Below are 25,871 nucleotides of genomic sequence, written 5' to 3'. Positions count from 1 at the left end.
CACTAAATGTAGCGTCAGCCAAGCGTCAACTCTTCTGTTTGGTAAGAATAAAACAAGATTTGCCCGATTGGGAAGAAAAATACTTTGAATTTCTTGATAATTTGTGAAATCTCCGGCCAAGTTTCACGGAACTTGAATTCAGTGCCTGCCGCTTCGCTGGTAAAATGAAGGTAAATTTGTCTATTCACCTACTTTTCTTCACATACTTATGTCTGGCAATACTTTCGGCACTTTGTTTACCGTTACCACCTTTGGCGAATCGCATGGGCCTGCCATAGGCTGCGTTATTGATGGATGCCCGCCAGGCATGGATCTGTCAGAAGCAGATATACAGCCCGAGCTTGACCGTCGCCGTCCGGGTACCTCACGTCACGTGACGCAGCGCCAGGAGCCGGATACGGTAGAGATACTGTCCGGCGTTTATCAGGGCAAAACCACGGGTACGCCGATTGCACTATTGATACGCAACCAGGATCAGCGCAGCAAGGATTACGGCAATATCACCGAGACCTTCCGGCCAGGCCATGCTGATTTCACCTATTGGAATAAATATGGCATCCGCGACCCTCGTGGTGGCGGACGTTCATCTGCACGCCTGACGGCACCAGTGGTGGGAGCGGGTGCCATTGCTAAAAAATGGCTGCATCAGCAATATGGAACAGTGTTTTATGGCGGCATGAGCCAGCTGGGTGAGATTGATATCCCGTTTGAAGCTTGGGCGCATACCGTTGACAATCCATTTTTTGCACCGACCGCTGATGCTGTGCTGATACAGCGTCTGGAAGACTATATGGATGCACTCAGAAAAGATGGTGATTCCATCGGTGCCAAAATCGATGTCGTCGCCAGCAAGGTGCCGGTAGGGCTGGGTGAGCCCATTTATGACAAGCTGGATGCAGAAATTGCCTATGCCATGATGGGTATCAATGCCGTCAAAGGCGTGGAAATCGGCGCTGGCTTCAAGTCGGTTGCGCAGCGTGGCTCGGTGCATGGTGATGAACTGACACCAGACGGGTTTATAGGCAACAATGCAGGCGGTATTCTGGGTGGTATTTCCACTGGTCAGGATATCACAGTGTCTATCGCCATCAAGCCAACTTCATCGATACGTACGCCACGTCGCTCCATAGACAAGGATGGCAATCCGGTCATGGTGGAAACCTTTGGCCGCCATGATCCTTGCGTAGGCATACGGGCAACACCGATTGCCGAATCCATGCTGGCACTGGTGTTGATGGATCATGCCTTGCGTCACCGTGCCCAATGCGCAGATGTACGCCTGCCTGCTTGATCTTTCGACCCTGCTGTAAGCACGGCGTATAAATGAGATATGCAAAGGGCGCATAAGCAAGGCATATAAGCAGGACATATAAGCACGGCATACAAGCAGGGTGCCACCACGAAAAACCACCCGGACCACCACACGTCCGGGTAAGTGGTATGCTGTAGTCGGAAGAGATAATGGTATGGCATGTTGTGCATGCTTTTTGACCGTTTTTGTTTCAAAACCGCACCAGAATATTCACCGGGAAATTTCCAGATTTCCACCTCATGTCAGATGAAAATTTGGCGATTTAATACAAACCTGATTTTTATCTTGAAATTTTCATGCACCAATTTGGCGTGAGACGTGGTTTTGCATTGCACAATTGTGGCATAATCAAATGCAAAAAATTGATGCAGTACGGATTAATGACCTATTTTCAGGCTTCAGATCATGCTTAAAACGCTTTACGACAAATTGTGGGAATCTCATGTAGTGCATTCCGAAGAGGACGGCACTGCCATTCTGTATATAGACCGGCATCTTCTGCATGAAGTGACCAGCCCTCAGGCTTTTGAAGGCCTGAAACTGGCCGGCAGAAAACCATGGCGCCTGTCCGCCAATCTGGTCGTGGCCGATCACAATGTACCAACCACCAATCGTGTAAATGGTATTGACGATCCAACTTCGCGCCTGCAGGTGGAAACGCTGGATAACAACGCCAAAGAATACGGGCTGACTTATTTCGGTATGGCTGACAAGCGTCAGGGTATCGTCCATGTTATCGGGCCTGAGCAGGGCGCGACTCTGCCTGGTATGACCGTAGTCTGCGGTGATTCACACACATCCACACATGGTGCATTTGCCTGTCTGGCGCATGGTATCGGTACATCAGAAGTGGAACATGTGCTGGCAACCCAGACGCTGATTGCCAAAAAATCAAAGGCCATGCTGGTGCAGGTGGATGGTGCATTGCCGGCTGGTGTTACTGCCAAGGATATTGTGCTGGCGATTATCGGCAAAATCGGTACTGCAGGCGGTACTGGCTATGCCATAGAATTTGCTGGTTCCACCATCCGCAGCCTGTCCATGGAAGGTCGCATGACGGTGTGCAACATGGCGATTGAGGCAGGTGCGCGTGCCGGTATGGTAGCGGTGGATCAGACGACTATCGATTACGTCAAGGGCCGTCCATTTTCACCGGTTGGCCCGCACTGGGATCGTGCCGTTGAATACTGGCGCACGCTGCACACTGATGCCGGTGCCAAGTTCGATATGGTTGTGACCCTGAATGCTGCCGATATCAGGCCGCAAGTCACCTGGGGTACGTCGCCTGAAATGGTAGTGGCGATAGATGGCCGCGTACCTGATCCTGAGCAGGAAAAAGATGCCGTCAAACGCGACGCCATAGAAAAAGCCCTGGTGTACATGGCGTTGCAGCCAAATACTGCGATTTCTGACATCCGTATCGATAAGGTATTTATCGGTTCCTGCACCAATTCGCGCATTGAAGACTTGCGTGCTGCTGCTGCCGTGGTACGTGGTAAATACCGTGCATCGAATGTAAGACTGGCGATGGTGGTGCCTGGGTCTGGCCTGGTCAAGGAACAGGCTGAGCGTGAAGGCCTGGACAAGATTTTCAAGGCTGCCGGATTTGAATGGCGTGAGCCTGGCTGTTCCATGTGCCTGGCCATGAATGCTGACCGGCTGGAGCCGGGTGAGCGTTGCGCCTCTACCTCGAATCGTAATTTTGAAGGGCGTCAGGGGCAGGGTGGGCGTACCCACCTGGTATCGCCAGCCATGGCTGCGGCGGCAGGTGTCGCCGGACATTTTGTTGACATACGTAGCTTGAATTAATTCATTGCGGAGGAAAGACATGAAAAAATTATTTGCACTGGCGATTTGCGCTTTCATCCTGGCAGGCTGCAATACGGTTCAGGGTTTGGGTAAAGACGTTAAAAAGGCTGGCGAAGCAGTCGAGAATGCAGGCAAAAAATAAGTAGCGACATGGAAAAATTTACTTTACTTGATGGTCTGGTTGCGCCCATGGACAGGGCCAATGTCGATACGGATGCCATCATCCCCAAGCAGTTTTTGAAATCCATCAAACGCAGTGGCTTTGGCCCTAATCTGTTTGATGAATGGCGTTATCTCGATCATGGTGAACCTGGCATGGACAACAGCAAGCGTCCATTGAATCCGGAATTCGTGTTGAATCATCCGCGTTATCAGGGCGCATCCATATTGTTGACGCGCAAGAACTTCGGTTGCGGTTCTTCGCGTGAACATGCACCCTGGGCGCTGGAGCAATATGGCTTCCGTGCCATTATCGCCCCCAGTTTTGCCGACATCTTCTTCAATAACTGCTATAAAAATGGCGTCTTGCCCATCGTATTGGGTGAAGCGCAGGTTGAGCTGCTGTTTAATGAAGTCAAGGCTTTCCCCGGCTACAGATTGCTGGTTGACCTGGAACAGCAAGTCGTGCGCACCACGACAGGCAGTGCCAGCTATCCGTTCGATATCGATGCCTTCCGCAAATATTGCCTGATCAATGGTCTGGATGATATTGGCCTGACGTTGCGTCAGTCCGACAAGATACGCGCATTCGAAGAACGCCATATTGCTGCCCAGCCATGGCTGGCCAATACCATCTAGGCGTCTCTTTTTAATTCCTTGTTTTGATCTCTTTTTGATTTGATATGAAAATTGCTATTTTGCCAGGTGATGGCATAGGTCCGGAAATTGTTGAGCAGGCAGTCAAGGTATTGAATGTGCTGGGCGAATCCTTTGAAATGGAAACTGCACCGGTTGGTGGTGCCGGTTACGAAGCCTCTGGCCATCCCTTGCCTGAAGCTACACTGAAGCTGGCGCTGGAAGCGGATGCGGTATTGTTCGGCGCCGTCGGCGACTGGAAGTACGATACCCTGGACCGTCCCTTGCGTCCGGAGCAGGCTATCCTCGGTTTGCGTAAAAACCTGAAACTGTTCGCCAATTTGCGTCCGGCCATCATGTATCCCGAACTGGCAGGTGCATCCACACTGAAACCGGAAGTGGTTTCCGGTTTGGACATCCTGATCATTCGTGAGCTGACAGGCGATATCTATTTCGGTCAGCCACGCGGTGTGCGTGAATGTCCGGATGGTCCGTTCAAAGGGGAGCGCGAAGGTTTTGATACCATGCGCTATGCCGAATCAGAGATACGTCGTATTGCCCACGTGGCCTTCCAGGCAGCACAAAAGCGCGGCAAACGCCTGACTAGTGTTGACAAGGCCAATGTGCTGGAAACTTTCCAGTTCTGGAAAGAAATTGTCACTGATGTTCATAAAGAATACCCGGATGTTGCGCTTGACCATATGTATGTCGACAACGCCGCCATGCAACTGGTGCGCGCACCCAAGAAATTTGATGTCATCGTCACTGGCAATATGTTTGGCGATATCCTGTCTGATCAGGCATCCATGCTGACCGGCTCCATAGGCATGTTGCCATCGGCGTCGCTGGATGCGAATAACAAGGGGCTGTACGAACCATCCCATGGTTCTGCACCTGATATCGCTGGCAAGGGTGTGGCCAATCCATTGGCGACGATTCTGTCTGCGGCCATGATGCTGCGTTATTCCCTGAATAAAGCGGAACAGGCGGATCGTATAGAAAATGCCGTCAAGAAGGTGTTGGCGCAGGGCTTGCGTACGCCGGATATTTATGAGGCCGGCACCACCAAAGTCGGTACGACCGAGATGGGGCAGGCAGTTGTAAGTGCACTCAGTTAACTTAGATTGTTAGAAGGGCAGGGACGTCCTGCAAAATTTTAGGGAAAAATGATGAAATTGGTAGGTCTGGTAGGTTGGCGCGGTATGGTGGGTTCTGTCCTGATGCAACGCATGCAGGAAGAGGGTGATTTCGATCATATTGAACCCGTGTTCTTTTCAACGTCGAATACAGGCGGCACGGCCCCTGCAATGGCGAAGAATGAAAAGACCTTGCAAGACGCAAATAATATTGATGCGCTGAAGAAGTGCGAAATTATTATTACCTGCCAGGGTGGTGACTACACCAATGATATTTACCCAAAACTGCGCGCTGCCGGCTGGAATGGTCACTGGATTGATGCCGCATCCAGCCTGCGCATGAATGAAAATGCAGTCATCGTACTGGACCCGGTCAATCTGCCCGTGATCAAGCAGGCGCTGGTCAACGGACAAAAAGACTGGATAGGCGGCAACTGCACTGTCAGTTGCATGTTGATGGGTGTTGGCGCGCTGTACAAGGCTGGTCTGGTGGAATGGATGAGCACCCAGACTTACCAGGCAGCGTCAGGCGGTGGTGCCCAGCACATGCGTGAATTGCTGACGCAATACGGTACCCTGAATGCAGAAGTACGTGCTTTGCTGGATGACCCAAAAAGCGCCATCCTGGAAATCGACCGCAAGGTCATCGCCAAGCAGCGTTCTCTGACTGCGGATGAAACCGCTAATTTCGGTGTGCCGCTGGGTGGATCGCTGATTCCCTGGATCGACAAAGATCTGGGTGACGGCATGTCGAAGGAAGAATGGAAAGGCATGGCCGAAACCAACAAGATACTGGGGCAGGGCGCAGGCTATGGTACGGCTGCCATACCGGTTGATGGTTTCTGCGTGCGTATCGGTGCCATGCGCTGTCATAGTCAGGCATTGACATTCAAGCTGAAAAAAGACGTGCCGGTAGCCGACATCGAAGCCATGATCGCTGCTGACAATGAATGGGTAAAAGTTGTGCCAAATACCCGTGAAGCAAGTATCCGTGATCTGACACCGGTAGCGGTGACTGGTACCATGACCATCCCGGTTGGCCGTATCCGCAAACTGGCAATGGGGCCTGAGTATGTGGGTGCCTTTACTGTCGGCGATCAATTGTTGTGGGGCGCTGCAGAACCACTTCGTCGTATGCTGCGGATTTTAATCGAAGGCTGATGTTTTGATGTAGTTTGGGAAAGATGTTGTAAAATAGATGTTGTAAAATATAAGGGGGGCGTTCTGCGCCCCCTTGTCGTTTTTGAAGCTGTGTAAAAGCTGCATCTATATTGTGTTGCTGTTGTGTTGCTGCTTTGGTTGTGGATTGTTGTAAATTTTGCTTTAAATTTTCACAAATAAACCGTTCGGATTTGTTGAATATGTTTTCACTTGTCATTTGGCAACAACATTTATGCGATATCCTTGCAATTAGGGCTTCTTGATGTATTTACCACTGTGATAAATCGCGTTAAGCTTGCGTGGCTATGTTTGTAATGTTAATGTGAAACATTAGGACGCGCCGCTAAGCAATAAAAAGCTTCACCCAGCGGACTTTGTTCGCCAAAAATTCCCAATATGTCTGACAAAATGCATAATCAAAAAAAATCGTCTGTGATCACCCTGGGGCGCAAGGCGTTAAGTGTTGCTGTAGCGTCATCCCTGTTTATGTTGTCCAGTGCGCATGCTACCGGCCTGGGCAAGTTGACCGTGTTGTCAGCGCTCGGTCAACCTCTGCGTGCAGAGATAGAATTGACTTCTCCCAGTAAGGAAGAGATTGATTCCCTCGTTCCCCGGCTTGCTTCTCCAGACGCCTTCAGGCAGGCAAATATAGATTTTAATTCGGCCTTGTTGTCACTGCGTTTTGCGGTTGAACAACGTGGTCAGGCATATGTCATCCGTATCAGTTCTGCGCAGGCGATGAACGAGCCATTTGTCGACATGTTGCTGGAATTGAATTCCGCCAACGGCAAATTAATGCGGGAATATACCTTCCTGCTGGACCCCGCAGAACTGCGCAATAGCCAGTCTGCACAAGTCACCAACCCAACAACCGTTGCTAACCAGCCACAAAATGCTGCAGGCCGAAATACTGCACAAAATGGCCGTGAATTGAATGCAGTGGCCAATGCCGCTGCTGGCAGGGCTGCTACAAAAGCACCTGCCGCAGCACCGGAAAGCAAAAAAGAAGTCAAGGCCGCTGGTGATTACCAGGTCAGAAACGGTGACACGCTGGGAAAGATCGCAGGTAGCTACAAGCCTGAAGGCGTATCGCTGGATCAGATGCTGGTCAGCCTGTATCGCGCCAATCCGCAGGCTTTCAACGGCAGTAACATGAATCGCCTGAAGTCTGGCCAGATTCTGACTATTCCAGACGCCGAGTCCGTTCGCACCACTACTACAGGTGGTGAAGCCCGCTCTGTCGTCACAGCACATGCTGCCGACTTCAATGCATATCGCAATCGTTTGGCCGATCAGGTTGCCAGCGCGCCTGCAGAAAAAGCTCCTGCGACTGGTAAGCAAAGTGCTGGCGGTGCCATCACGGCCAAGGTCAAGGAAGTGCCAACTGCCACCAGCGATTCACCGGATAAACTGAAGCTGTCGAAAACCAGCCCGGCGGACGCCAAAAACGCGAAGGGTAAAGGCGGCTCTGAAGAAGACCGTTTGGCCAAAGAAAAAGCAGCCGCCGAAGCCAGTGCCCGTATGAAGGAACTGGAAAAGAACGTTGGCGATTTGCAGAAGTTGCTGGAAGTTAAAAACAAGGATTTGGCAGCAAAACAGGCTGAGCTGAACGCCAAGGAACAAAAATCCAAGGCTAGCGCATCTGCAGCTGCCAGCGTGCCGGCACCTGTTCCTGCTCCTGTAGCTGCGCCGGTATCGACGCCCGCGCCTGCTCCTGCTCCTGCACCAGTCGTTGCCAGTGCGGCATCTGTTGCTGCCAGTGCACCAGCGCCGGTACCTGCTGCCGCATCGACAGCAGCATCGGTAGCTACACCGAAGCCGCCAGTCAAACGCAAGGTAGTCGCACCGCCACCACCACCTCCGCCAGAACCAGGTTTCTTCGACAATCTGTCGGACTTCCTGTTGCCGGGTGGCGCAGCCATACTTGCCTTGCTGGGTGGTTATGGTATTTATACCAGCCGTCGCAAGAAAAAATTGCAACAGTTTGAAGACAGCATCCTGACTGGTTCCAGCATGAAGGCCAACTCCATGTTTGGTTCGACTGGCGGTCAGAGCGTTGATACGAATAACAGTGTGTTCAACTCCAATTTTGCGCCATCTGCCAGCCAGCTGGATGCGAATGAAGTTGATCCGGTTGCCGAAGCCGATGTCTACATCGCCTATGGCCGTGATTCGCAGGCAGAAGAAATTCTGAAAGAAGCATTACGTACTCAACCAGATCGCCATGCGGTCAGAGTCAAGTTGCTGGAAATCTATTTTGCCCGCAAGGATGCGAAAACATTCGAGCGTCTGGCCAGTGAGTTGTATGGCATGACCAGCGGTGAGGGTGATGACTGGTCGCAGGCGGCATCCATGGGTATCGTGCTGGAACCAGGCAATCCACTGTACGCAGGTGGTAAAGCCAAGCCGGATGCAGCGGCTGGCACAGGTCTGGGTTCAGGTACACAGCCGCTGGAAGATCTTGATCCGGAAGCCTTGCTGGGTAATTCCCTGTCCCAGGACATGTTGGAAGCCATCAGCATCATTGATACGGCACAACGTGATTCTGGTGCTGCTGCCAAGGCAGAAGCTGCTGCACCAGTGCTGGACGAAGGTGCGCTCGACTTCGATCTGGATATCTCTGATGCGGCTGAGCCGGAAGTGCCAAAAATTCCTGTGGCGGTTGAAAAAGCCAAGCCGGTTGAAGAGCATGCGGCACCTGAAGTGGACTTTGGTACCATCGATTTTGATTTTGGTGTCAAAGAACCTGAGCCAGTCGTTGCTGCACCGTTAGAAATACATGCAGCACCAGCGGTTCCAACTGAAGCTGAAGCCGACAAGTTTGATCTGGATCTGGGTATGGATTTTGCCAGCGACAAGGCAGATGCTGCACCGTTGTCCTTGTCATCCAGCACCAGTGCCGATGAAGCAACTGCGGAACTGGAAAGAGAATTGATGGCTGCGCTGTCGGTTGAGCCTGAAGCGGAAGCTCCACCGGCATTGAATCTGTCGCCAGCTCCGGCTGATGCAGGCACGTCATTCGAATTCGATTTGTCTGGTATCGATCTTGACCTGGCACCGGCAGATGCCCCAGCAGCAGCGGTTGAAGCAGAAAGCCCTGCGCATAATGCTGAAATGGCAACCAAGCTGGATCTGGCTGTGGCTTACCATGAAATTGGTGACAAGGAAGGTGCCCGTGAATTGCTGGATGAAGTCGTCAAGGGTGGTACAGCAGAGCAAGTTGAAAAAGCCAGGGGAATGATCGCCGAAATGGCGTAACTGGTTTGACTTGAACGCAGCGGGCGCGGCAAATGCTGGCGCCCGTTTTGTTTTTTGATATGGAATTGGTGTGAAACGATTAGTTTTAGGCGTGCAGTACGACGGTAGTTCCTGGCAGGGCTGGCAAACACAGCCGTCCGGGAATACCGTGCAGGACGCGTTGGAGAAGGCCCTGCAGCTATTTACCGGCACGGCTGATATCCGTGTTACCTGTGCTGGCCGCACGGATGCTGGCGTGCACGGAATAGAGCAGGTGGTGCACTTCGACACCGATCTTGATCGTGCAGTGTATTCCTGGGTGAATGGGGTGAACGCCTTTTTACCGGCTTCGGTAGCGGTGCAGTGGGCGAAGGAATTGCCTTTGGACCCGGAGTCCGACGATAACTTTCATGCCCGTTTCAGTGCCCGTGCCCGTACCTACCATTACATTTTGCATAATTGCGCTGTGCGCTCACCCATGTGGATGAATCGTGCCGGCTGGGTATTCCGGCCACTGGATGTTGAGCGCATGCGTGCGGCGGCGGCACACCTGATCGGCGAGCATGATTTCACTTCTTTCCGTGCGTCTGGCTGCCAGGCCAAAACGCCGGTCAAGAACATGTACAGCATACAGATACAGCGGCAGGGTGAAATGATCATCTTTACGCTGCGTGCCAGTGCTTTCCTGCACCATATGGTCAGGAATATAGTCGGTTCGCTCATCTTTGTCGGAACCGGCAAACGTGATCCGGAATGGATGGGCGAAGTGCTGACCAGCCTGAACCGCGAAATTGCGGCGCCCACGTTTATGCCGGATGGTTTGTATCTCGCAAAAATAGATTACGAGGACAAGTGGCAGTTGCCACAAAGAGAGTTGGCGGAAACCCTGGCTTTCCTGTCCTTTTTATAGTGTCTTAGTTGCATCATTCTGATGATTTCTCGGCTTTCCGGGATGAAATCCGGTAAAATGGCATTTTGCAAAACCCAAACTGAAGGCGCTCGCCTGGGGAAGCTTGCCCAGCATAGAGCGCTTTTTTTGTAGCCGGTATTCGCTTCACCTTTGTTTCTTTTGTAATTTCAATGAATAACATCCGCAATTTTTCGATTATTGCCCATATTGATCACGGCAAATCCACTCTGGCAGATCGTATTATCCAGCTTTGTGGCGGCCTTTCCGACCGGGAAATGGAAGCGCAGGTACTGGATTCCATGGATATTGAACGTGAGCGTGGTATCACGATCAAGGCCCAGACAGCGGCATTGCATTACAAAGCACGTGATGGTCAGATTTATAACCTGAACCTGATTGATACTCCAGGTCACGTTGATTTCAGTTACGAAGTTAGCCGTTCCCTGTCTGCCTGCGAAGGCGCATTGCTGGTTGTTGATGCATCGCAAGGTGTCGAAGCACAAACCGTAGCAAACTGCTATACCGCCATTGAGCTGGGTGTTGAGGTTGTGCCAGTCTTGAACAAGATTGATTTGCCCTCTGCCGACCCCGACAATGCCTGCCAGGAAATCGAAGAAGTGATAGGCATAGATGCTTCAGATGCCGTACATTGCTCTGCAAAAACTGGCCTGGGTGTTGAAGATGTGCTGGAATCCCTGATCGTTAAAGTACCGCCACCACAAGGTGATCCGACTGCGCCTTTGCAGGCACTGATTGTTGATTCCTGGTTTGATAATTACGTCGGTGTTGTCATGCTGGTGCGTATCAAGAATGGTACCTTGCGCCCCAAGGACAAGATATTGTTCATGGCAACAGAAGCGCAGCATCTGGTTGAAAGTGTAGGCGTATTTACACCCAAATCACTGAGCCGTACAGAATTGTCTGCCGGTCAGGTAGGTTTTGTGATTGCCGGTATCAAAGAATTGAAGTCAGCCAAAGTAGGCGATACCATTACTGTCGCCAATAAACCTGCTGCCGAGCCTTTGCCTGGTTTTAAAGAGGTGCAGCCACAGGTGTTTGCCGGTCTGTTTCCGGTTGAGGCCAATCAGTACGATGCCTTGCGTGATTCCCTGGAAAAACTCAAGCTCAATGACGCTGCCCTGATGTATGAGCCTGAAGTGTCGCAGGCGCTGGGCTTTGGCTTCCGCTGCGGCTTCCTGGGTTTGCTGCATATGGAAATCGTGCAGGAACGCCTGGAACGTGAATTTGACATGGACCTCATCACGACTGCACCTACGGTGGTGTATGAAGTGCTGATGGCCGATGGCAGCATCCTGATGGTGGATAATCCATCCAAGATGCCTGAGCCGTCGAAGATAGAAGAAATCCGCGAACCTATCGTCACCGTCAATCTCTACATGCCGCAAGAATATGTGGGTTCGGTAATTACACTTTGTACGCAAAAGCGCGGCGTGCAACTGGATATGAATTATCACGGTCGCCAGGTCAAGCTGACCTATGAAATGCCAATGGCTGAAATCGTGCTGGATTTCTTTGATCGTCTGAAATCCACATCACGCGGCTATGCGTCCATGGATTATGAGTTCAAGGAAAACCGTGCCGCCGACGTCGTCAAGGTCGACATGCTGATCAATAGCGAAAAGGTCGATGCGCTGGCGATTGTCGTCCACAGGGCAAACAGCCATTTCCGTGGCCGTGCCGTTGCCGCAAAAATGCGTGAACTGATTCCGCGCCAGATGTTTGATGTGGCCATTCAGGCGGCCATCGGTTCCAACATCATTTCCCGCGAAAACGTCAAGGCCTTGCGCAAGAACGTATTGGCGAAATGTTATGGCGGCGATATCAGCCGTAAGCGTAAACTGCTGGAAAAACAAAAAGCAGGTAAAAAACGCATGAAACAAGTTGGCTCGGTAGAAATTCCGCAAGAAGCATTTTTGGCGATTTTACAAGTGGATGAAAAATGAGTTTGCAATCAATTTTAGGCAATTTTGCCTTGATTCTGTTTGTTTTGACAATAGTGACCGGCATCATCTGGTTTCTGGATATGTTTGTTTTCTCCAAGCAACGCCAGCAGGTCGCAGATAAAGCCCTGGCCGAGCTGGATGCACGTAATGCCCGTCTGACAGCCGACGGTATCCGCGTTGATGAAAATGATCGCCATGAGTTGCGAGCCAAATTGCTGCGTCAGCCAGTCTGGATCGAGTATTCGGGTAGTTTCTTCCCGGTTATTGCACTGGTGTTTTTCTTGCGCTCTTTTCTGTTTGAACCGTTCAAGATCCCGTCCAGTTCCATGTTGCCTACATTGTTTGTGGGTGATTTGATACTGGTAAATAAATTCACCTTTGGCGTACGTTTGCCCATCATCAACAAAAAAGTCATTGAGATCAATGATCCAAAAAGAGGGGATGTCATGGTATTTAAATACCCGGTAGACCCTACTGTGGACTATATTAAACGTGTGGTAGGCGTGCCTGGTGATAAAATTGTGTATAAAAACAAACGCTTATCGATCAATGGTAATGAACTTTCGTATGAAAATCGCCCAGATTTTCTGGATGAAGAGCGCTTGAGTTATTACAAGCAGTACAATGAAAATCTGACGGGTGTCGGGCACAATATCCTCAATGATGAACAGGCACCAACATTTGTGAATGGGCCGCATGATTTTCCGGGGCATGAGTTATGCACCTATGGCAATGATGGATTTGCCTGTACCGTACCAGAAGGGCAGTACTTCATGATGGGCGACAACAGGGATAACAGTCAGGACAGCCGTTATTGGGGGTTTGTACCGGATAAGAATATTGTTGGTAAAGCGTTTTTCATCTGGATGAATTTAGGCAATATCAAGCGTATTGGTAGTTTTCACTAAGGATCTGTTTACGATCTGTAGCGAGCGCCAGCGGGGTCAGAGTAACAAAAACGCAGCGCAAAAAGCGCAATGTATTCATGTACATGAGCATTTTGAGCAGCACATGAGCCTCGATCACGTTCGCGCAGTAAGATCGATCGTAAGCAGGTTCTAAGGAATCGCTGGGGTAGTTCGTTGTGGCGACCCAATGTGGATCCCAAAAGCTGGCCTGTTACGCAGGTCCGGCTTTCTGGTACACAATAAGGTCGTTCGCGATACTTCTTCAGCATGTTCTCAAGCTTCAATCTTAATCAGGAACTGAAATCTATGTCATACACACCCTATTCCACTCTGTACAGGCAAAAAGGTATTTCTCTGATCGGTTTGATCCTTTCCCTGGGCGTGATTATCATGCTTGCGATGCTGGCAATGAAAGTGGCACCGACCGCGATTGAATACAACTCAATCAGGAAAGCCATCGTCGTTGCAAAAAATGCAGGCAACACCGTCAGGGAAGTGCAGGTTTCTTTCGATAAACAGGCCGAAGTGGGTTATTTTGATTCGATTGCAGGCAAAGACCTGGTCATCGTCAAAAACGGAGAAGAAATAGAAGTCAGCTTTTCGTACGACGTAAAAATCCATTTGTTTGGCCCAGCCAATTTATTGATGGAATACTCGGGCACGACCGCTAAAAGTGGGATTGTTGCCACAAAGCCAGTAAAGGCAGAAAATAAGTAAGCCCGTATGAATCAACAACTATTGCAGAAAAGGCTGGGGCACCAGTTTAGCAACCCCGCTTTATTGCAGCAGGCTCTGACACATCGTAGTCACAGTGTTTTGCATAATGAACGCCTGGAATTTCTGGGTGATTCTGTCCTGAATTGTGTCGTAGCGTCCTTGTTGTTTGACAGCTTTGCAAATATCGACGAAGGCGACTTGTCAAGGGTGCGTGCCAACCTGGTCAAGCAGCAATCGCTGTATGAAATTGCACAAAGAATAGAACTGTCACAGTTTTTGCGTCTGGGCGAGGGCGAGTTGAAGTCCGGTGGTTTCCGTCGGCCATCCATTCTGGCGGATACCCTGGAAGCCCTGTTCGGCGCCATCTTTCTGGATGCCGGTTTTGATGCAGCGCGTGAAGTCATACGCGCCCTGTATGCACCCGTGCTGGCAACAGTAGACCCGACCACTCTGGGCAAGGATGCCAAAACCCTGTTGCAGGAATTCTTGCAAAGCAAAAAAATCGCCTTGCCGCAATACAATGTGGTGGCCACGCACGGTGCTGCACATAACCAGGAATTTGAAATCGAATGCCTGGTGCCCAAGCTGGAAATACAGGTATTTGGCACTGGCGGCAGCCGCCGTGCCGGTGAGCAGGCCGCTGCCAAGCTGGCGCTGGAAACGGCGCTGGCCATGCTGGTACGTTCACCTGCAGCCAAGAAAACCAAGCCGCGTGCATCACAATTGAAACTGGCCGGCATTGCAACGGTGCAGACTGAAGCAGTTGCAGAAACCAAGCCGCAAACCGCAAAACAAAAAAGCCTGCTCGACGCAGAAGCTACCAAAGCCGACACATCGAAAGCAGAACTCGTCAAGATAGAAAAAGCTGAGAAGGCTGCCGATAAGCTTGTCGATAAGGCCGCTGACAAAGTAACAGACAAGGCCACTGGCGTCGCTGTGAATGAAGCTCTGACGACTCTTGACCCACATCCCAAAACTGCATGACGACTGCCTGACGACCGAATGACTGAACTAATAGATAATCCTGATTTCCGCTGTGGTTACATCGCCATCGTCGGGCGACCTAACGTCGGTAAATCGACCCTGATGAACGCCCTGATCGGCGCCAAGGTCAGTATTACCTCGCGCAAGGCACAGACCACGCGCCATCGCATCACTGGCATACAGACCAAAGACAATACCCAGTTTGTGTATATCGATACCCCGGGTTTTCAAACCCGGCATTCGAATGCACTGAACCGCACGCTGAACCGCACCGTCACCACGACGCTGACAGCCGCAGACGTTATTTTGTACATCATTGAAGCAGGTACTTTTGGCCCGGCAGATCAGCAAGTGATTAATTTGCTGCCTAAAGACGTACCTTGCATCCTAGTCATCAACAAATCAGACCGTGTCAAAGACAAAGCCGTCATGATGCCGTTTGCCCAGAAAGTGGCAGCATTGCACAATTTTTCTGCGATTGTGCCGGTATCGGCCACCTTGCGCTTCCAGCTGGAAAACCTGGAAAGTGAAATCCGCAAATACCTGCCGCTGAACCCGCCCATGTTTGGCGAAGACGACATCACAGACCGTAGCGAAAAGTTTCTGGCAGCAGAAATTGTTCGCGAAAAACTGTTCCGCTTTGTTGGCGATGAATTGCCGTATACCAGCACTGTGCTGATAGAAAAATTTGAACAGGAGGGCAATCTGCGTCGCGTGTTTGTCGCCATTCTGGTGGATCGTGACGGCCATAAATCCATGGTCATCGGCAATAAGGGTGCACGCCTGAAAGATATCTCCACCCAGTCACGCCAGGATATGGAAAAACTGTTTGGTGGCCCCGTATACCTGGAAATCTGGGTTAAGGTCAAATCCGGCTGGGCAGACAATGAAGCCGGTTTGCGTGCCTACGGTTACGAGTAAAACCATCCATGGATGAGCAGGCAGTCGCCGTGCAGGAAGACAGCGCCGCTGAAGACAATGCGGCGGCTGTAACGCCAGCGCCACCTGCTGCCAAAAAAACTGCTGCACGCCAACGCGTATCCAAAACTGCACCGCGTGCTGCCAGCAAATCCCCCGCCAAAGACTTGCGCATACTGGAACAGCCTGGCTTCGTCCTGCATTCCTGGCCGTACAAAGAAACCAGTCTCATCATCGACGTACTCACGCGTGACCATGGCCGCATTGCCCTGGTTGCCAAGGGTGCCAAACGCCCGCATTCGCAATTGCGCAGCGTCTTGCAGACCTTCCAGCCACTGCAACTGGGGTGGACAGGCAAAGGCGAAATCCGCACCCTGACCACCGCAGACTGGGTAGGCGGCATGCTGCCGCTGGAAAAATCGGCCTTGCTGTGCGGCTTTTACCTGAATGAGTTATTGGTTAAATTTCTGATGCGCGATGAAGCGCATCCGGATTTGTTTGACCTCTACGTCTCTACGCTCAATCAACTGGCCCATGATGAACCAGCCACCATCGTCCTGCGTCGCTTCGAACTGGCATTGCTGCGTGAATCTGGCTTGCTGGGCGATCTGACGCGTTGCACACAACAGCGTGAACGCGTACAGACTGAGCAATTCTATGTGCTCGACCCGGAACGCGGCCCCAGGCCCGCCATGCCAGCCGACACGGTGCCCAGGGTCAGCGGCAAGACCTTGCTGGCCATGCAGCGTGGTGACTATGCCGAGCAAAGCACGCAACTACAAAGCAAACTGCTGATGCGCTTTTTGCTTGCTCATCACCTGCATGGCGCAGCGCTGAATACCCGGCAAATACTGATCGATTTGCAGAATCTATGAATATCCATCAACAAAGCCAGTTGATAGAACTGGGCGTCAACATCGACCATGTTGCCACCCTGCGCAATGCGCGCGGCACGACCTATCCCGACCCCTTGCAGGCAGCCTTGCTGGCAGAAGAGGCGGGGGCAGACTGCATCACCCTGCATCTGCGTGAAGACCGCCGGCATATCCGCGATGCAGATGTAGAGCAACTACGCCCACGCCTGCTGACACGCATGAACCTGGAAGCCGCAGTCAACAACGAAATGCTGGATTTCGCCTGCCGCATACAACCGCAAGACGTTTGCCTGGTGCCAGAGCGCCGTGAAGAAGTGACGACGGAAGGTGGCCTCGATGTTGTCCGTGATTTTGCCAAAGTGCAAGCCGCCGTCAGACAGCTACAGGCTGCGGGCATACGTGTATCGCTATTCATCGATGCGGACGAACAGCAGATACAAGCCAGTGCTGAGACCGGTGCCAGCGTCATCGAAATCCATACCGGCCGTTATGCCGAAGCGACTGATGCCACGGTGCAGGCACAACAGCTCGCACGCATACAGCAGGCGGCCATTACCGGCATACGCCATGGTCTGAAAGTAAATGCCGGCCACGGCCTGCATGTGACCAACACCGCAGCCATTGCTGCCATACCAGAAATTTCAGAATTGAATATCGGCCACGCCATTGTTGCGCAAGCCCTGTTTGTCGGCTGGCAAAAAGCTGTCAGCGACATGAAGGCCCTGATGGTAAAAGCGCGATTGGCTGCCCTGTACAACCTGGTGTGACATGATTTACGGCATAGGTACCGACATCGTACAAATCTCGCGCATGAAAGATGCGCTGGTGCGTAACGGCGAACGCTTTGCCGAAAAAATCCTGGGGCCGGAAGAATTAATTATTTATCGTGAACGCAAGGCCCTGGTTGAAGCCCGTGGTCTGCGTTATCTGGCCACCCGATTTGCGGCAAAAGAAGCGTTTTCCAAAGCCGTGGGCATGGGTATGCGTGCCCCCATGAACTGGCATGCCGTGCAGACGCTCAATAATGAGCAGGGCCGGCCTGTCATGCACGCCTATGGCGACATGCTGCACTGGATGCATGAACGTGGCCTGAATACGCGTGTCTCGGTCAGTGACGAAACCGATTACGCCATCGCCTTTGTGGTCCTTGAGCAATCCCTGCTAAAGTAGCGACTTCCACAAGCGCTGCAGATTGATTGCATCATGACCGAACCCACTATTTCAGAAGCACGCCAGCAAGTGCTCGATCTGGTTGCCAAATTGCCCAATCTGCCGGGCGTCTACCGCTATTTTGATAGCAATGACCAGGTGCTGTACGTGGGCAAGGCACGCGATCTGAAAAAGCGCGTCTCCAGTTATTTTCTGAAAAACCTCTCCAGCCCGCGTATCGCGATGATGGTAGAGAAAATCGCCAAACTGGAAACCACCGTCACACGTAGCGAAGCCGAAGCATTAATCCTTGAAAACAACCTCATCAAGGCCTTAAAACCCCGCTATAACATCCTGTTCCGGGATGACAAGTCATACCCTTACCTGAAAATCACCACAGAAAAAACACCACGCATGATGTATTACCGTGGCGCGATCGATAAAAAGCATCAGTACTTCGGGCCGTTTCCTTCCGGCTGGGCAGTCAAGGAATCGATGCAGATCTTGCAGAAAGTGTTCTTGCTGCGCAGTTGTGAAGACAGCGTGTTTTCCAATCGTACCCGCCCATGTCTGCTGCACCAGATCAACCGTTGCAGTGCACCCTGTGTCAACATCATTGCGCCAGAAGACTATCAGCAAGATGTCAATCATGCCGCCGACTTTTTGCGTGGCCGCCAGCTCGAAGTCATGCAGACCCTGGAAAAGAAAATGCTCGATTTTTCCATGGAACTGAAATTCGAACAGGCAGCCATGGTGCGCAACCAGATGCAGGCACTGTCCAAAGTCCTGCATCAGCAAAGTATGGAAACCACAGGCGATGTCGATATCGACATTCTGGCCGTGGTGGTGGAGGGCGGTCGTGCCTGTGTCAACCTGGCCATGGTCAGGGGCGGGCGGCATCTGGGTGACCGTGCTTATTTCCCCACCCATGTGGATGACGCCGTTAGCGTCGCAGAAAATGAAATCGAGATCGAAGTCATCTCCGCCTTTCTGGCGCAGCACTATGTTGACCAATTCATTCCATCCACGCTGGTCATGAATGTAGAGCTGGACGCGCCCGATTTAATGCTGGCCCTGGCCGAGCAATGTGGCCACCGCATCCATTTGTCCTTCCAGCCGCAAGAGCAGCGCCGCGCCTGGCTGGACATGGCCATCAAAGGTGCCCGACTGGCCTTGGCCCGCATGTTGTCAGAGCAGGGCTCGCAACAGGCGCGTACCCGCGCCCTGAGCACCGTGCTGGAACTGGAAGTTGAAAACCTCGAAGAACTGCGTGTCGAATGTTTTGATATCAGCCACACTCAGGGCGAAGCCACCCAGGCATCCTGCGTCGTGTTTCACCACCATGCCATGCAAAATGGTGAATACCGCCGCTTCAACATCAAGGACATTACCCCCGGCGATGATTATGCCGCCATGCGTCAGGTACTGTTCCGTCGCTACGAAAAAGTCGCCAGCGGTGACGAAGCCAATGAACGTCGCATGCCCGACATTGTGCTGATTGACGGTGGCAAGGGCCAGGTCGAAATGGCAAGACAAGTGTTTGTTGAACTGGGGCTGGATATCAGCCTCATCGTCGGCGTGGCAAAAGGCGAGGGCCGCAAGGTTGGCCTGGAAACCCTGGTCTTTGTCGATGGCCGTGAAGAAAAAGAACTGGGCAAAGAATCTGCTGCCCTGATGCTGATCGCCCAGATCCGCGACGAAGCCCACCGTTTTGCCATCACAGGAATGCGTGCCAAGCGCGACAAGGCCAGGCAGACCTCGCAACTGGAAGAGATAGAGGGTATAGGTCCCAAGCGCCGCCAGCGGCTTCTGGTGCGTTTTGGTGGCTTGAAAGGTGTCAGCGATGCCAGCGTCGCCGATCTGGCCAGCGTCGAAGGCATTTCTCGCCAATTGGCAGAAGAAATTTACAAGCGGCTGCGATAGAGAAATATAATTGCGGCAGGCGCTAGTGGACTGTAACAGTGAAAAGCGAAGTGAAGGACATGTGCCAGGCGAACCAGGGCAAGGCTGGGTTTGCAACAGCACGCAGCGATAGCGGGGCTATCGCGAGTATTTGCAACGCTGCCATGGTCGGCGCGCGCATGGCAGGCACTTCGCTTTTCACTGTTACAGTCCACTAACATTGTAGCCACTGTTCCTGTAGCACATTCTGGATAAGAACCAAAAAACATGCCTTTCAATTTTCCTATTCTGCTGACCTGGCTGCGCGTGGCGCTGATACCGCTGGTGGTCGGTGTTTTTTATCTGCCGGAAATTTGGTTAACCCGATTTGAGCAGGGACTGGTTGCTACCGTCGTTTTTATCGTGGCCGCCGTGACTGACTGGTTTGACGGCTTTCTGGCACGCCGCTGGAATCAAACATCCTCATTCGGTGCTTTTCTTGATCCTGTCGCTGACAAACTGATGGTTGCAGGTGCATTGCTGGCACTGGTGCAGCTGGATCGCGTCAATACCGTATTTGCCTTCATCATCATTGGCCGTGAAATCACCATCTCTGCCTTGCGTGAATGGATGGCCCTGATTGGCGCTTCCAAGTCGGTGGCTGTCAGCTCTCTGGGTAAAATCAAGACAGCTGCACAAATGACGGCGATACCCATGCTGTTGTTCAATGATGTCCTGTTTGGCGTGATCGATACCAGCTTCCTTGGCTCGTGGTTATTGATTGTTGCCGCCATCCTCACAGTGTGGTCCATGTTCTATTACCTGCGCAAAGCATGGCCTTTAATCAAGGAAACGACCGATAAAATGCAGTGATTCTGAAATAATCGTGTCATGATCCCGGAATGGGTAGTTGACAGAATAGCTGGATGATATATAATTCTGGTCTTCGCAATGCGGGAGTAGCTCAGTTGGTAGAGCGCAACCTTGCCAAGGTTGAGGTCGAGAGTTCGAGACTCTTCTCCCGCTCCAAAAACTTTTTGGAAGGCAGCGAAAAAGCAGTGTGCAGTAAAAATGCGGGAGTAGCTCAGTTGGTAGAGCGCAACCTTGCCAAGGTTGAGGTCGAGAGTTCGAGACTCTTCTCCCGCTCCAAAATGGCGTAGTACCTGAAGTATCAGCAGTACATCTGCGGGAGTAGCTCAGTTGGTAGAGCGCAACCTTGCCAAGGTTGAGGTCGAGAGTTCGAGACTCTTCTCCCGCTCCAGATTCTGAAGGGAAGCATGGCTTCCCTTTTTTATTCAAGTTGCACCGCATTTCAGCGATAATGACGCGTGATGAAAATCACCCAGATGCTGAGATAGCACCCCTGGCGGGGTAGCAAAGTGGTTATGCAGCGGCCTGCAAAGCCGTAGACGCCGGTTCGATCCCGACCCCCGCCTCCAAATACAAAAAAGCGCTTTAGAGCGCTTTTTTTTCAGAACTGACATTAGCCATTCGCTAATGTATAGTTGTAGTAGTGGGCCCGAGTGGTGAAACTGGTAGACACATCGGACTTAAAATCCGCCGCTTCGTTAATAGCGGGCGTGCCGGTTCGATTCCGGCCTCGGGCACCACATACTTTCCTCTGTAGTCGTCGCTGACATTTTGCGGTTGTTTTTCCACAAAATGGAGTTATTGTGCGCAAAATTCCTTTTGACGACCTTATGATCTGCTGTTGTCAGCAAATTATTCGCATCTTAAATTCAGATAAAAATAAATGAAAAAACTTTCAAGACTTGCTTACTTGCGGATTGTCGCTAACTTTCTTTTCCTAAGCACCTTTTTGATTGGCGCTTTTGCAATGGGGCAGACTCTCGGTAGCAGCACTGAAGTTGCGCCAGAAAAACTAAAGGTTCAGTTATTTACTGATCCGAGTCCTGATATCGCTACAACCCGGCGCGTCGGTGACAATCTGGTTCGTTTTGGCGCAATTCGAGACTCGACAACAACCATACCCAAGGGGACTATTAAACTGCTTGAGCCAGCGAGTTCTACTTGGGGGTTTTTGGAGATGTTTCGTAAAGTATCAGCACGTCCTGGACTTACTGGAATGTTGACCAAATGGAGGGATGAGGGATATCCAATGATTTGTGTTAATCCTGCTGGGCAATATGAAACTGATCTTGGAAAAATGGCAGGCTGTTTCGTCGACACAGACAACGACGGAAAATTTGATGTGTCGGTATACCCGACATACAACATACGACATAAGATGGATGCCCCGGCTGCCTATGAACTTGTTACAGAGACAAAGACAATAGAGACACGATCGATTGAAGAATTTGATTATGTCACAGAGATGCTATACCAAGGCGTATCGAAGGGTGAGATCCGTATCTCCTACCGTGAATTTAAAGGCGGTCTTGCTCGCCCGGCGTTCACGCAAGATTTAACTTACGAAATTGATCCTGATGGCACTTCCGTAATCGTATTTCGTGATGTGAAGTTGAAGGTTTTGAAGGCTAACCGGGAAGAAATTACTTATGTATTGGTTAGGCCAAACTATCAACAAAAATAACTATTAAATTGGCAGTGATCAATAAAAGGTTGTATCGCACTAATGCCGTTCAGTTAAGCTGAGCGGCATTTTATTTTGAGTGGTTCTAAACTTGAGTTTGAGCTATAGACCTCATACAACAAAGGAAAAAATTATGAAAATATTGCTATCGATTACGTTGTTGATAATTGGATTTATTACTAGTGGTTGTTCCACCTTGCAACTAAGTAAAGAAGACGCGACCAAAATTGACGCAATAAAACTCAACGCAAAGATCGATGTACCAGAGAAAGCGCTTTTCCAAGGAGGCGCTTCGAATTTCCAAAATCTCGGTTGGCTCGGCCCGGCCATTGCCGCATTTGATCGTCCTAACGATGTCGTACTAACCGATTTTCTCAAAAACAAAAAAATAGATATTAGAGAAATAGTGTATGGCCAGTTTCTTGGGGAATTAAAGAACACAATTCTATCGTCCAAAATAAAGGAAAAGAGTGACCACGAAATTACGTTAAGTATCGTCGAGTACGGATTACGTAAAGGTTGGGGATTTTCTAACGATATGCGGCCATCAGTAAAAATACTGGCAACCATGTCAGATCAGCATGGAAACATAGTCTGGAAACAAGAGGCATTTGTTGGCGGTGCAACGACTGAATTGCCAATTCACCCTTTAGAGGAATGGGTAAAGGATCCAGAAGCGCTAAAGGACGGATTTGTTATGGCATCAAAACTAGCAGTTTCATCAATATTGAAAGATTTTGAGTTGAAAGAACTTCATTAAATTCATTTTGAAAATTAAAACAAACATATGCTTTAGCAGGAAAATTGCTGGTATTGAAAGGCTTTACATGAAGTGTAAAGAAACGAAAAGTTGGTTGCTCGATTGCCATCATCTGTGTTGCACGGTCTATTTGGACTTGCATTGCTGGAGTATTCTAATCTGACTTCAGTAGTTCGAGTTTCGGTCTGCAGCTTTGAAATGCTCAGGCTTGTTGTTGCAAGTGAGAATGTAATGAGCGTGACATATATTCGTTCGTTCTTAAAGTGCAATGAATATTGCGAGAAATTAAAAATCAATTTAATTGCATTTAGTGCATTATTTTTTTTGCAATATAATGCATAATATATAACTTCAAATTGCTTGTCACACAATGAAAGGGCTGCATATGTCGATGACTACTGAGGTGTATAACGCGTGGTATATTCTTTTGCAGGTGATAATTGGCGTGGCTGTTATTGCGACGTTTATGGTCTATTACTTTCAACTTCTAGCTATGCGTAAGGCGACCCTTGGGCAAAACCTATTTGCAATACATACGTTCGTTTTTGAAGAATCGTTTCGGCAAGATCGAAGCACGCTATTGACCTTGGGTGAAAGTGGCAAGCTTCTCAATGATTGGACTATTGAAGAGAGGAGAGCAGCCGAAAGAGTTTGCGCCGCCTATGATCTCGTTGCGCTTACTGTTTCTTACGGTGTAGTGCCGTTCAATCTGATTAGCGATTTACGATATAGCATGACGAAGTGCCACAATGTCGCTGAGCCATTGTTGAAGGAAGTACGTATGAGGCGCACTCCCGATCTGTGGCATCATTTTACGAGCATAGTCAAACGTTTCTAAAAACAACAAATCCTATCCTGATCTATCTAGGAATTACTAGCGTTATGACATCGGCCGCAGTTGGGCCAAAAGGCACGCATTCTACGCAACCGCAATCACCTCAATCTCCAGCAACCAAGCTTCATCATAGATACCCGCAATGAGTATGGTCATCGCTGGTGGTACAGCATTCTTGCCAAGCACCTCAGCCCGCACTTCGTAGGCTTCCTGGATGTAGCGTCGGTCTGACAGGAAAATCGTCATCTTGGCGATGTTGTTGAGTGTCATATCGGCTGCTACTAGCTGTTTTTCGACATTGGCCCAGGCCAGGCGGCATTGGGCTTTGAAATCTTTTGGGACGGTGCCGTCACTTGCTTCTGGTACCTGTCCGCTAATGAAGACGATGCGTGAAGGGTTGGATACCTCGTGGCCGTGTGCCCAGCCAGTCTTTGAAGGATTGATGGCGCGTCTGTTCATGTTGGATGCTCCGTAGGATGAAGGGGATTGTATGGCAGCGACAAACGCTGCGGTGCTGATGCAGAAGCTGCGTCTTTCCAAAGTCGTGCTCCTTTCGGATGAGGCGGTGTCGGGCTTGCTTTAATGCTGATGCGGGCAGTAATTTGCAGCGCAAATGATCGGCCTCGAAATCAGGTTTGGTTTATCTTTGTTTTTTGTGTGATTATTGTGATTGTAGCATCATTTATCGTATGCTCTATCGAACATGCGTGCTGTAATTTCTATAGCTTCTATGCACAAAAAACCATCGATTCTTTGATGATTCTTCTATTTTGGGAGAAATAAAGAGTGGGGTGCATATTATTTAATAATTAACATCAGCTTTTTAGTACAATTAGCCAGCACCAATCAGTTCGGACTCATTTAAATCGCAGTTTGATAGTTGTTATTTATTTCACTATTGCAAGGGATGATATGAAATTTCGCCTCATTTTGCTTGTGATGTTGCTTTTGCCTCTTTCGCTGTTTGCCCAGGTACGCCCGCCTATTATTGACGTGCATATGCATGCGCTGGGTGCGGGTGATCAGGGGCCGCCGCCTTTGGGTATGTGTACTCCCATCGCCAATTTTCCTGCATGGGATCCTGCCAAGTCGTCTTATGTAGACGTGTTTATGGAGATGTTCAAAAAACCGCCGTGCAAAGATCCGGTCTGGTCACCTTTGACGGATAAGGCATTGATGGACGAGACCATCGCAGCCATGGAAAAACTGAACATCGTTGGTGTCTTGAGCGGCTCTGCAAAGCGTGTGGCGACATGGCGCAATGCTGCGCCTGGCAGATTCATTCCCGGGCTTGAGTTTCAGCTTGGCGTATCTAAAGCTACACCGGACGACATGCGCGCGCTGAACAAGGAAGGGCGGCTCGCGGTACTGGGTGAGATCACCAATCAATATGCAGGCATAGCGCCTGACGATCCACGCATGGAACCGTATTGGTCACTGGCGGAGGAGCTGGATATTCCGGTTGGTATTCATATCGGCACTGGTCCGCCGGGTGTTATCTACCTCGGCAGTGTCAACTATCGCGCGCGACTGCATAGTGCCTTGACGATAGAAGAAGTGCTGGTGCGACATCCAAAACTGCGCGTCTACATCATGCATGCCGGTTACCCAAAGCTTGATGACATGCTGGCGGTTCTTTACGCACATCCACAAGTTTATGTTGATGTTGGCGTCATCGTGTTTACCCAGCCGCCCGCAGCTTTTTATTCTTACTTACAGGCGATCGTCAATGCAGGTTTTGGCAAACGCGTCATGTTCGGGTCTGACCAGATGGTATGGCCTGGCGTGATTGAGCGTTCGGTCAAGGTGATTGAAAATGCAGCTTTCCTGAACGCTGACCAAAAGAGGGATATCTTGTACAACAATGCGGCGCGGTTTTTGAGATTGAGTCCTGAAGAAATGGCTCGCCATCAAAAACTGGGTGAGCCATAAGCAGATTTTTATACTCAGATCAAACTAAACTAAA

24 protein-coding genes and 5 tRNA genes are annotated in these 25,871 nt (G+C 50.5%); 27 read left to right on the top strand and 2 right to left on the bottom strand.

Translation table 11 applies throughout. The features are described 5' to 3' along the window. Window positions 1-14: 14 nt before the first annotated feature. On the bottom strand, window positions 15-188 hold the full coding sequence (locus tag H8L32_RS03100) for a hypothetical protein (RefSeq protein ID WP_186945682.1): 174 nt from the start codon (window positions 186-188) through the stop codon (window positions 15-17). 20 nt (window positions 189-208) lie between these two features. Here H8L32_RS03100 and aroC point away from each other — a divergent pair, with 20 nt between their 5' ends. The 26 genes from aroC to H8L32_RS02970 all read left to right on the top strand — a co-directional run bounded on the left by aroC (window position 209) and on the right by H8L32_RS02970 (window position 23,908). Next, a complete protein-coding gene (gene aroC, locus H8L32_RS03095) occupies window positions 209-1,291 on the top strand; it encodes a chorismate synthase (protein ID WP_186945681.1) in 1,083 nt (360 codons plus the stop codon). A gap of 426 nt (window positions 1,292-1,717) precedes the next feature. Then, window positions 1,718-3,121, top strand: coding sequence for a 3-isopropylmalate dehydratase large subunit (gene leuC, locus H8L32_RS03090; protein ID WP_186945680.1), 1,404 nt, complete (start codon window positions 1,718-1,720; stop codon window positions 3,119-3,121). Window positions 3,122-3,140: 19 nt separating this feature from the next. After that, the gene (locus H8L32_RS03085; protein ID WP_186945679.1) at window positions 3,141-3,263 is read left to right on the top strand and encodes an entericidin A/B family lipoprotein; all 123 of its coding nucleotides are present in this window, start codon (window positions 3,141-3,143) and stop codon (window positions 3,261-3,263) included. An 8-nt stretch (window positions 3,264-3,271) separates the two neighbouring features. Then, window positions 3,272-3,919 (top strand): 3-isopropylmalate dehydratase small subunit, encoded by a 648-nt coding sequence (leuD, locus tag H8L32_RS03080; RefSeq protein ID WP_186945678.1) that lies wholly within the window; start codon window positions 3,272-3,274, stop codon window positions 3,917-3,919. A 44-nt stretch (window positions 3,920-3,963) separates the two neighbouring features. Continuing rightward, a complete protein-coding gene (gene leuB, locus H8L32_RS03075; protein ID WP_186945677.1) occupies window positions 3,964-5,034 on the top strand; it encodes a 3-isopropylmalate dehydrogenase in 1,071 nt (356 codons plus the stop codon). Window positions 5,035-5,082: 48 nt separating this feature from the next. Continuing rightward, the gene (asd, locus tag H8L32_RS03070; protein WP_186945676.1) at window positions 5,083-6,213 is read left to right on the top strand and encodes an aspartate-semialdehyde dehydrogenase; all 1,131 of its coding nucleotides are present in this window, start codon (window positions 5,083-5,085) and stop codon (window positions 6,211-6,213) included. Window positions 6,214-6,621: 408 nt separating this feature from the next. Beyond that, window positions 6,622-9,471 (top strand): FimV/HubP family polar landmark protein, encoded by a 2,850-nt coding sequence (locus tag H8L32_RS03065; RefSeq protein WP_186945675.1) that lies wholly within the window; start codon window positions 6,622-6,624, stop codon window positions 9,469-9,471. A gap of 70 nt (window positions 9,472-9,541) precedes the next feature. Then, window positions 9,542-10,360, top strand: a complete 819-nt coding sequence (gene truA / locus H8L32_RS03060) for a tRNA pseudouridine(38-40) synthase TruA (RefSeq protein ID WP_186945674.1) — start codon at window positions 9,542-9,544, stop codon at window positions 10,358-10,360. A gap of 170 nt (window positions 10,361-10,530) precedes the next feature. Then, complete coding sequence (gene lepA, locus H8L32_RS03055) at window positions 10,531-12,324, top strand: translation elongation factor 4 (RefSeq protein WP_186945673.1); 1,794 nt, start codon at window positions 10,531-10,533, stop codon at window positions 12,322-12,324. Continuing rightward, window positions 12,321-13,232, top strand: a complete 912-nt coding sequence (gene lepB, locus H8L32_RS03050) for a signal peptidase I (protein WP_186945672.1) — start codon at window positions 12,321-12,323, stop codon at window positions 13,230-13,232. Before lepA ends, lepB begins: the two co-directional genes overlap by 4 nt. A 306-nt stretch (window positions 13,233-13,538) precedes the next feature. Beyond that, the gene (locus H8L32_RS03045) at window positions 13,539-13,949 is read left to right on the top strand and encodes a DUF4845 domain-containing protein (protein WP_186945671.1); all 411 of its coding nucleotides are present in this window, start codon (window positions 13,539-13,541) and stop codon (window positions 13,947-13,949) included. 6 nt (window positions 13,950-13,955) lie between these two features. Continuing rightward, complete coding sequence (rnc, locus tag H8L32_RS03040) at window positions 13,956-14,933, top strand: ribonuclease III (protein WP_186945670.1); 978 nt, start codon at window positions 13,956-13,958, stop codon at window positions 14,931-14,933. Window positions 14,934-14,951: 18 nt separating this feature from the next. After that, window positions 14,952-15,854, top strand: coding sequence for a GTPase Era (gene era / locus H8L32_RS03035; protein WP_186945669.1), 903 nt, complete (start codon window positions 14,952-14,954; stop codon window positions 15,852-15,854). An 8-nt stretch (window positions 15,855-15,862) separates the two neighbouring features. Further along, entirely contained in the window at window positions 15,863-16,726 is an 864-nt protein-coding gene (recO, locus tag H8L32_RS03030; protein ID WP_186945668.1) for a DNA repair protein RecO, read from the top strand. Then, window positions 16,723-17,493: a pyridoxine 5'-phosphate synthase gene (gene pdxJ / locus H8L32_RS03025; RefSeq protein WP_186945667.1), complete on the top strand. Its 771-nt coding sequence runs from the start codon at window positions 16,723-16,725 to the stop codon at window positions 17,491-17,493. Before recO ends, pdxJ begins: the two co-directional genes overlap by 4 nt. Before the next feature lies 1 nt (window position 17,494). Further along, window positions 17,495-17,896, top strand: coding sequence for a holo-ACP synthase (gene acpS / locus H8L32_RS03020; protein WP_186945666.1), 402 nt, complete (start codon window positions 17,495-17,497; stop codon window positions 17,894-17,896). 33 nt (window positions 17,897-17,929) lie between these two features. Beyond that, window positions 17,930-19,798 (top strand): excinuclease ABC subunit UvrC, encoded by a 1,869-nt coding sequence (uvrC, locus tag H8L32_RS03015; RefSeq protein WP_186945665.1) that lies wholly within the window; start codon window positions 17,930-17,932, stop codon window positions 19,796-19,798. Window positions 19,799-20,044: 246 nt separating this feature from the next. Continuing rightward, entirely contained in the window at window positions 20,045-20,629 is a 585-nt protein-coding gene (gene pgsA / locus H8L32_RS03010) for a CDP-diacylglycerol--glycerol-3-phosphate 3-phosphatidyltransferase (protein WP_186945664.1), read from the top strand. 80 nt (window positions 20,630-20,709) lie between these two features. Next, window positions 20,710-20,785 (top strand) — tRNA-Gly (locus H8L32_RS03005). Between the two features lie 44 nt (window positions 20,786-20,829). Continuing rightward, window positions 20,830-20,905, top strand: a tRNA-Gly gene (locus H8L32_RS03000). 36 nt (window positions 20,906-20,941) lie between these two features. After that, window positions 20,942-21,017, top strand: a tRNA-Gly gene (locus tag H8L32_RS02995). A 104-nt stretch (window positions 21,018-21,121) separates the two neighbouring features. Then, window positions 21,122-21,195 (top strand) — tRNA-Cys (locus H8L32_RS02990). 78 nt (window positions 21,196-21,273) lie between these two features. Beyond that, a tRNA-Leu gene (locus H8L32_RS02985) sits at window positions 21,274-21,366 on the top strand. Between the two features lie 143 nt (window positions 21,367-21,509). Further along, window positions 21,510-22,310, top strand: coding sequence for a hypothetical protein (locus H8L32_RS02980; RefSeq protein WP_186945663.1), 801 nt, complete (start codon window positions 21,510-21,512; stop codon window positions 22,308-22,310). Between the two features lie 133 nt (window positions 22,311-22,443). After that, entirely contained in the window at window positions 22,444-23,070 is a 627-nt protein-coding gene (locus H8L32_RS02975; protein ID WP_186945662.1) for a hypothetical protein, read from the top strand. A 385-nt stretch (window positions 23,071-23,455) separates the two neighbouring features. Then, complete coding sequence (locus H8L32_RS02970; protein WP_186945661.1) at window positions 23,456-23,908, top strand: DUF4760 domain-containing protein; 453 nt, start codon at window positions 23,456-23,458, stop codon at window positions 23,906-23,908. Between the two features lie 81 nt (window positions 23,909-23,989). On the opposite strand, the gene H8L32_RS02965 is transcribed toward H8L32_RS02970, so the two are convergent. Next, complete coding sequence (locus tag H8L32_RS02965; RefSeq protein ID WP_222619133.1) at window positions 23,990-24,445, bottom strand: RidA family protein; 456 nt, start codon at window positions 24,443-24,445, stop codon at window positions 23,990-23,992. A gap of 372 nt (window positions 24,446-24,817) precedes the next feature. Here H8L32_RS02965 and H8L32_RS02960 point away from each other — a divergent pair, with 372 nt between their 5' ends. Then, the gene (locus tag H8L32_RS02960; protein WP_186945660.1) at window positions 24,818-25,837 is read left to right on the top strand and encodes an amidohydrolase family protein; all 1,020 of its coding nucleotides are present in this window, start codon (window positions 24,818-24,820) and stop codon (window positions 25,835-25,837) included. Window positions 25,838-25,871 lie beyond the last annotated feature (34 nt).

Origin of the sequence: Undibacterium hunanense (assembly GCF_014284335.1) — a bacterium.
Lineage (GTDB): Bacteria > Pseudomonadota > Gammaproteobacteria > Burkholderiales > Burkholderiaceae_D > Undibacterium > Undibacterium hunanense.
Note: the sequence above shows the minus strand (reverse complement) of the source record. Positions and strands in the feature narration are given on the sequence as shown.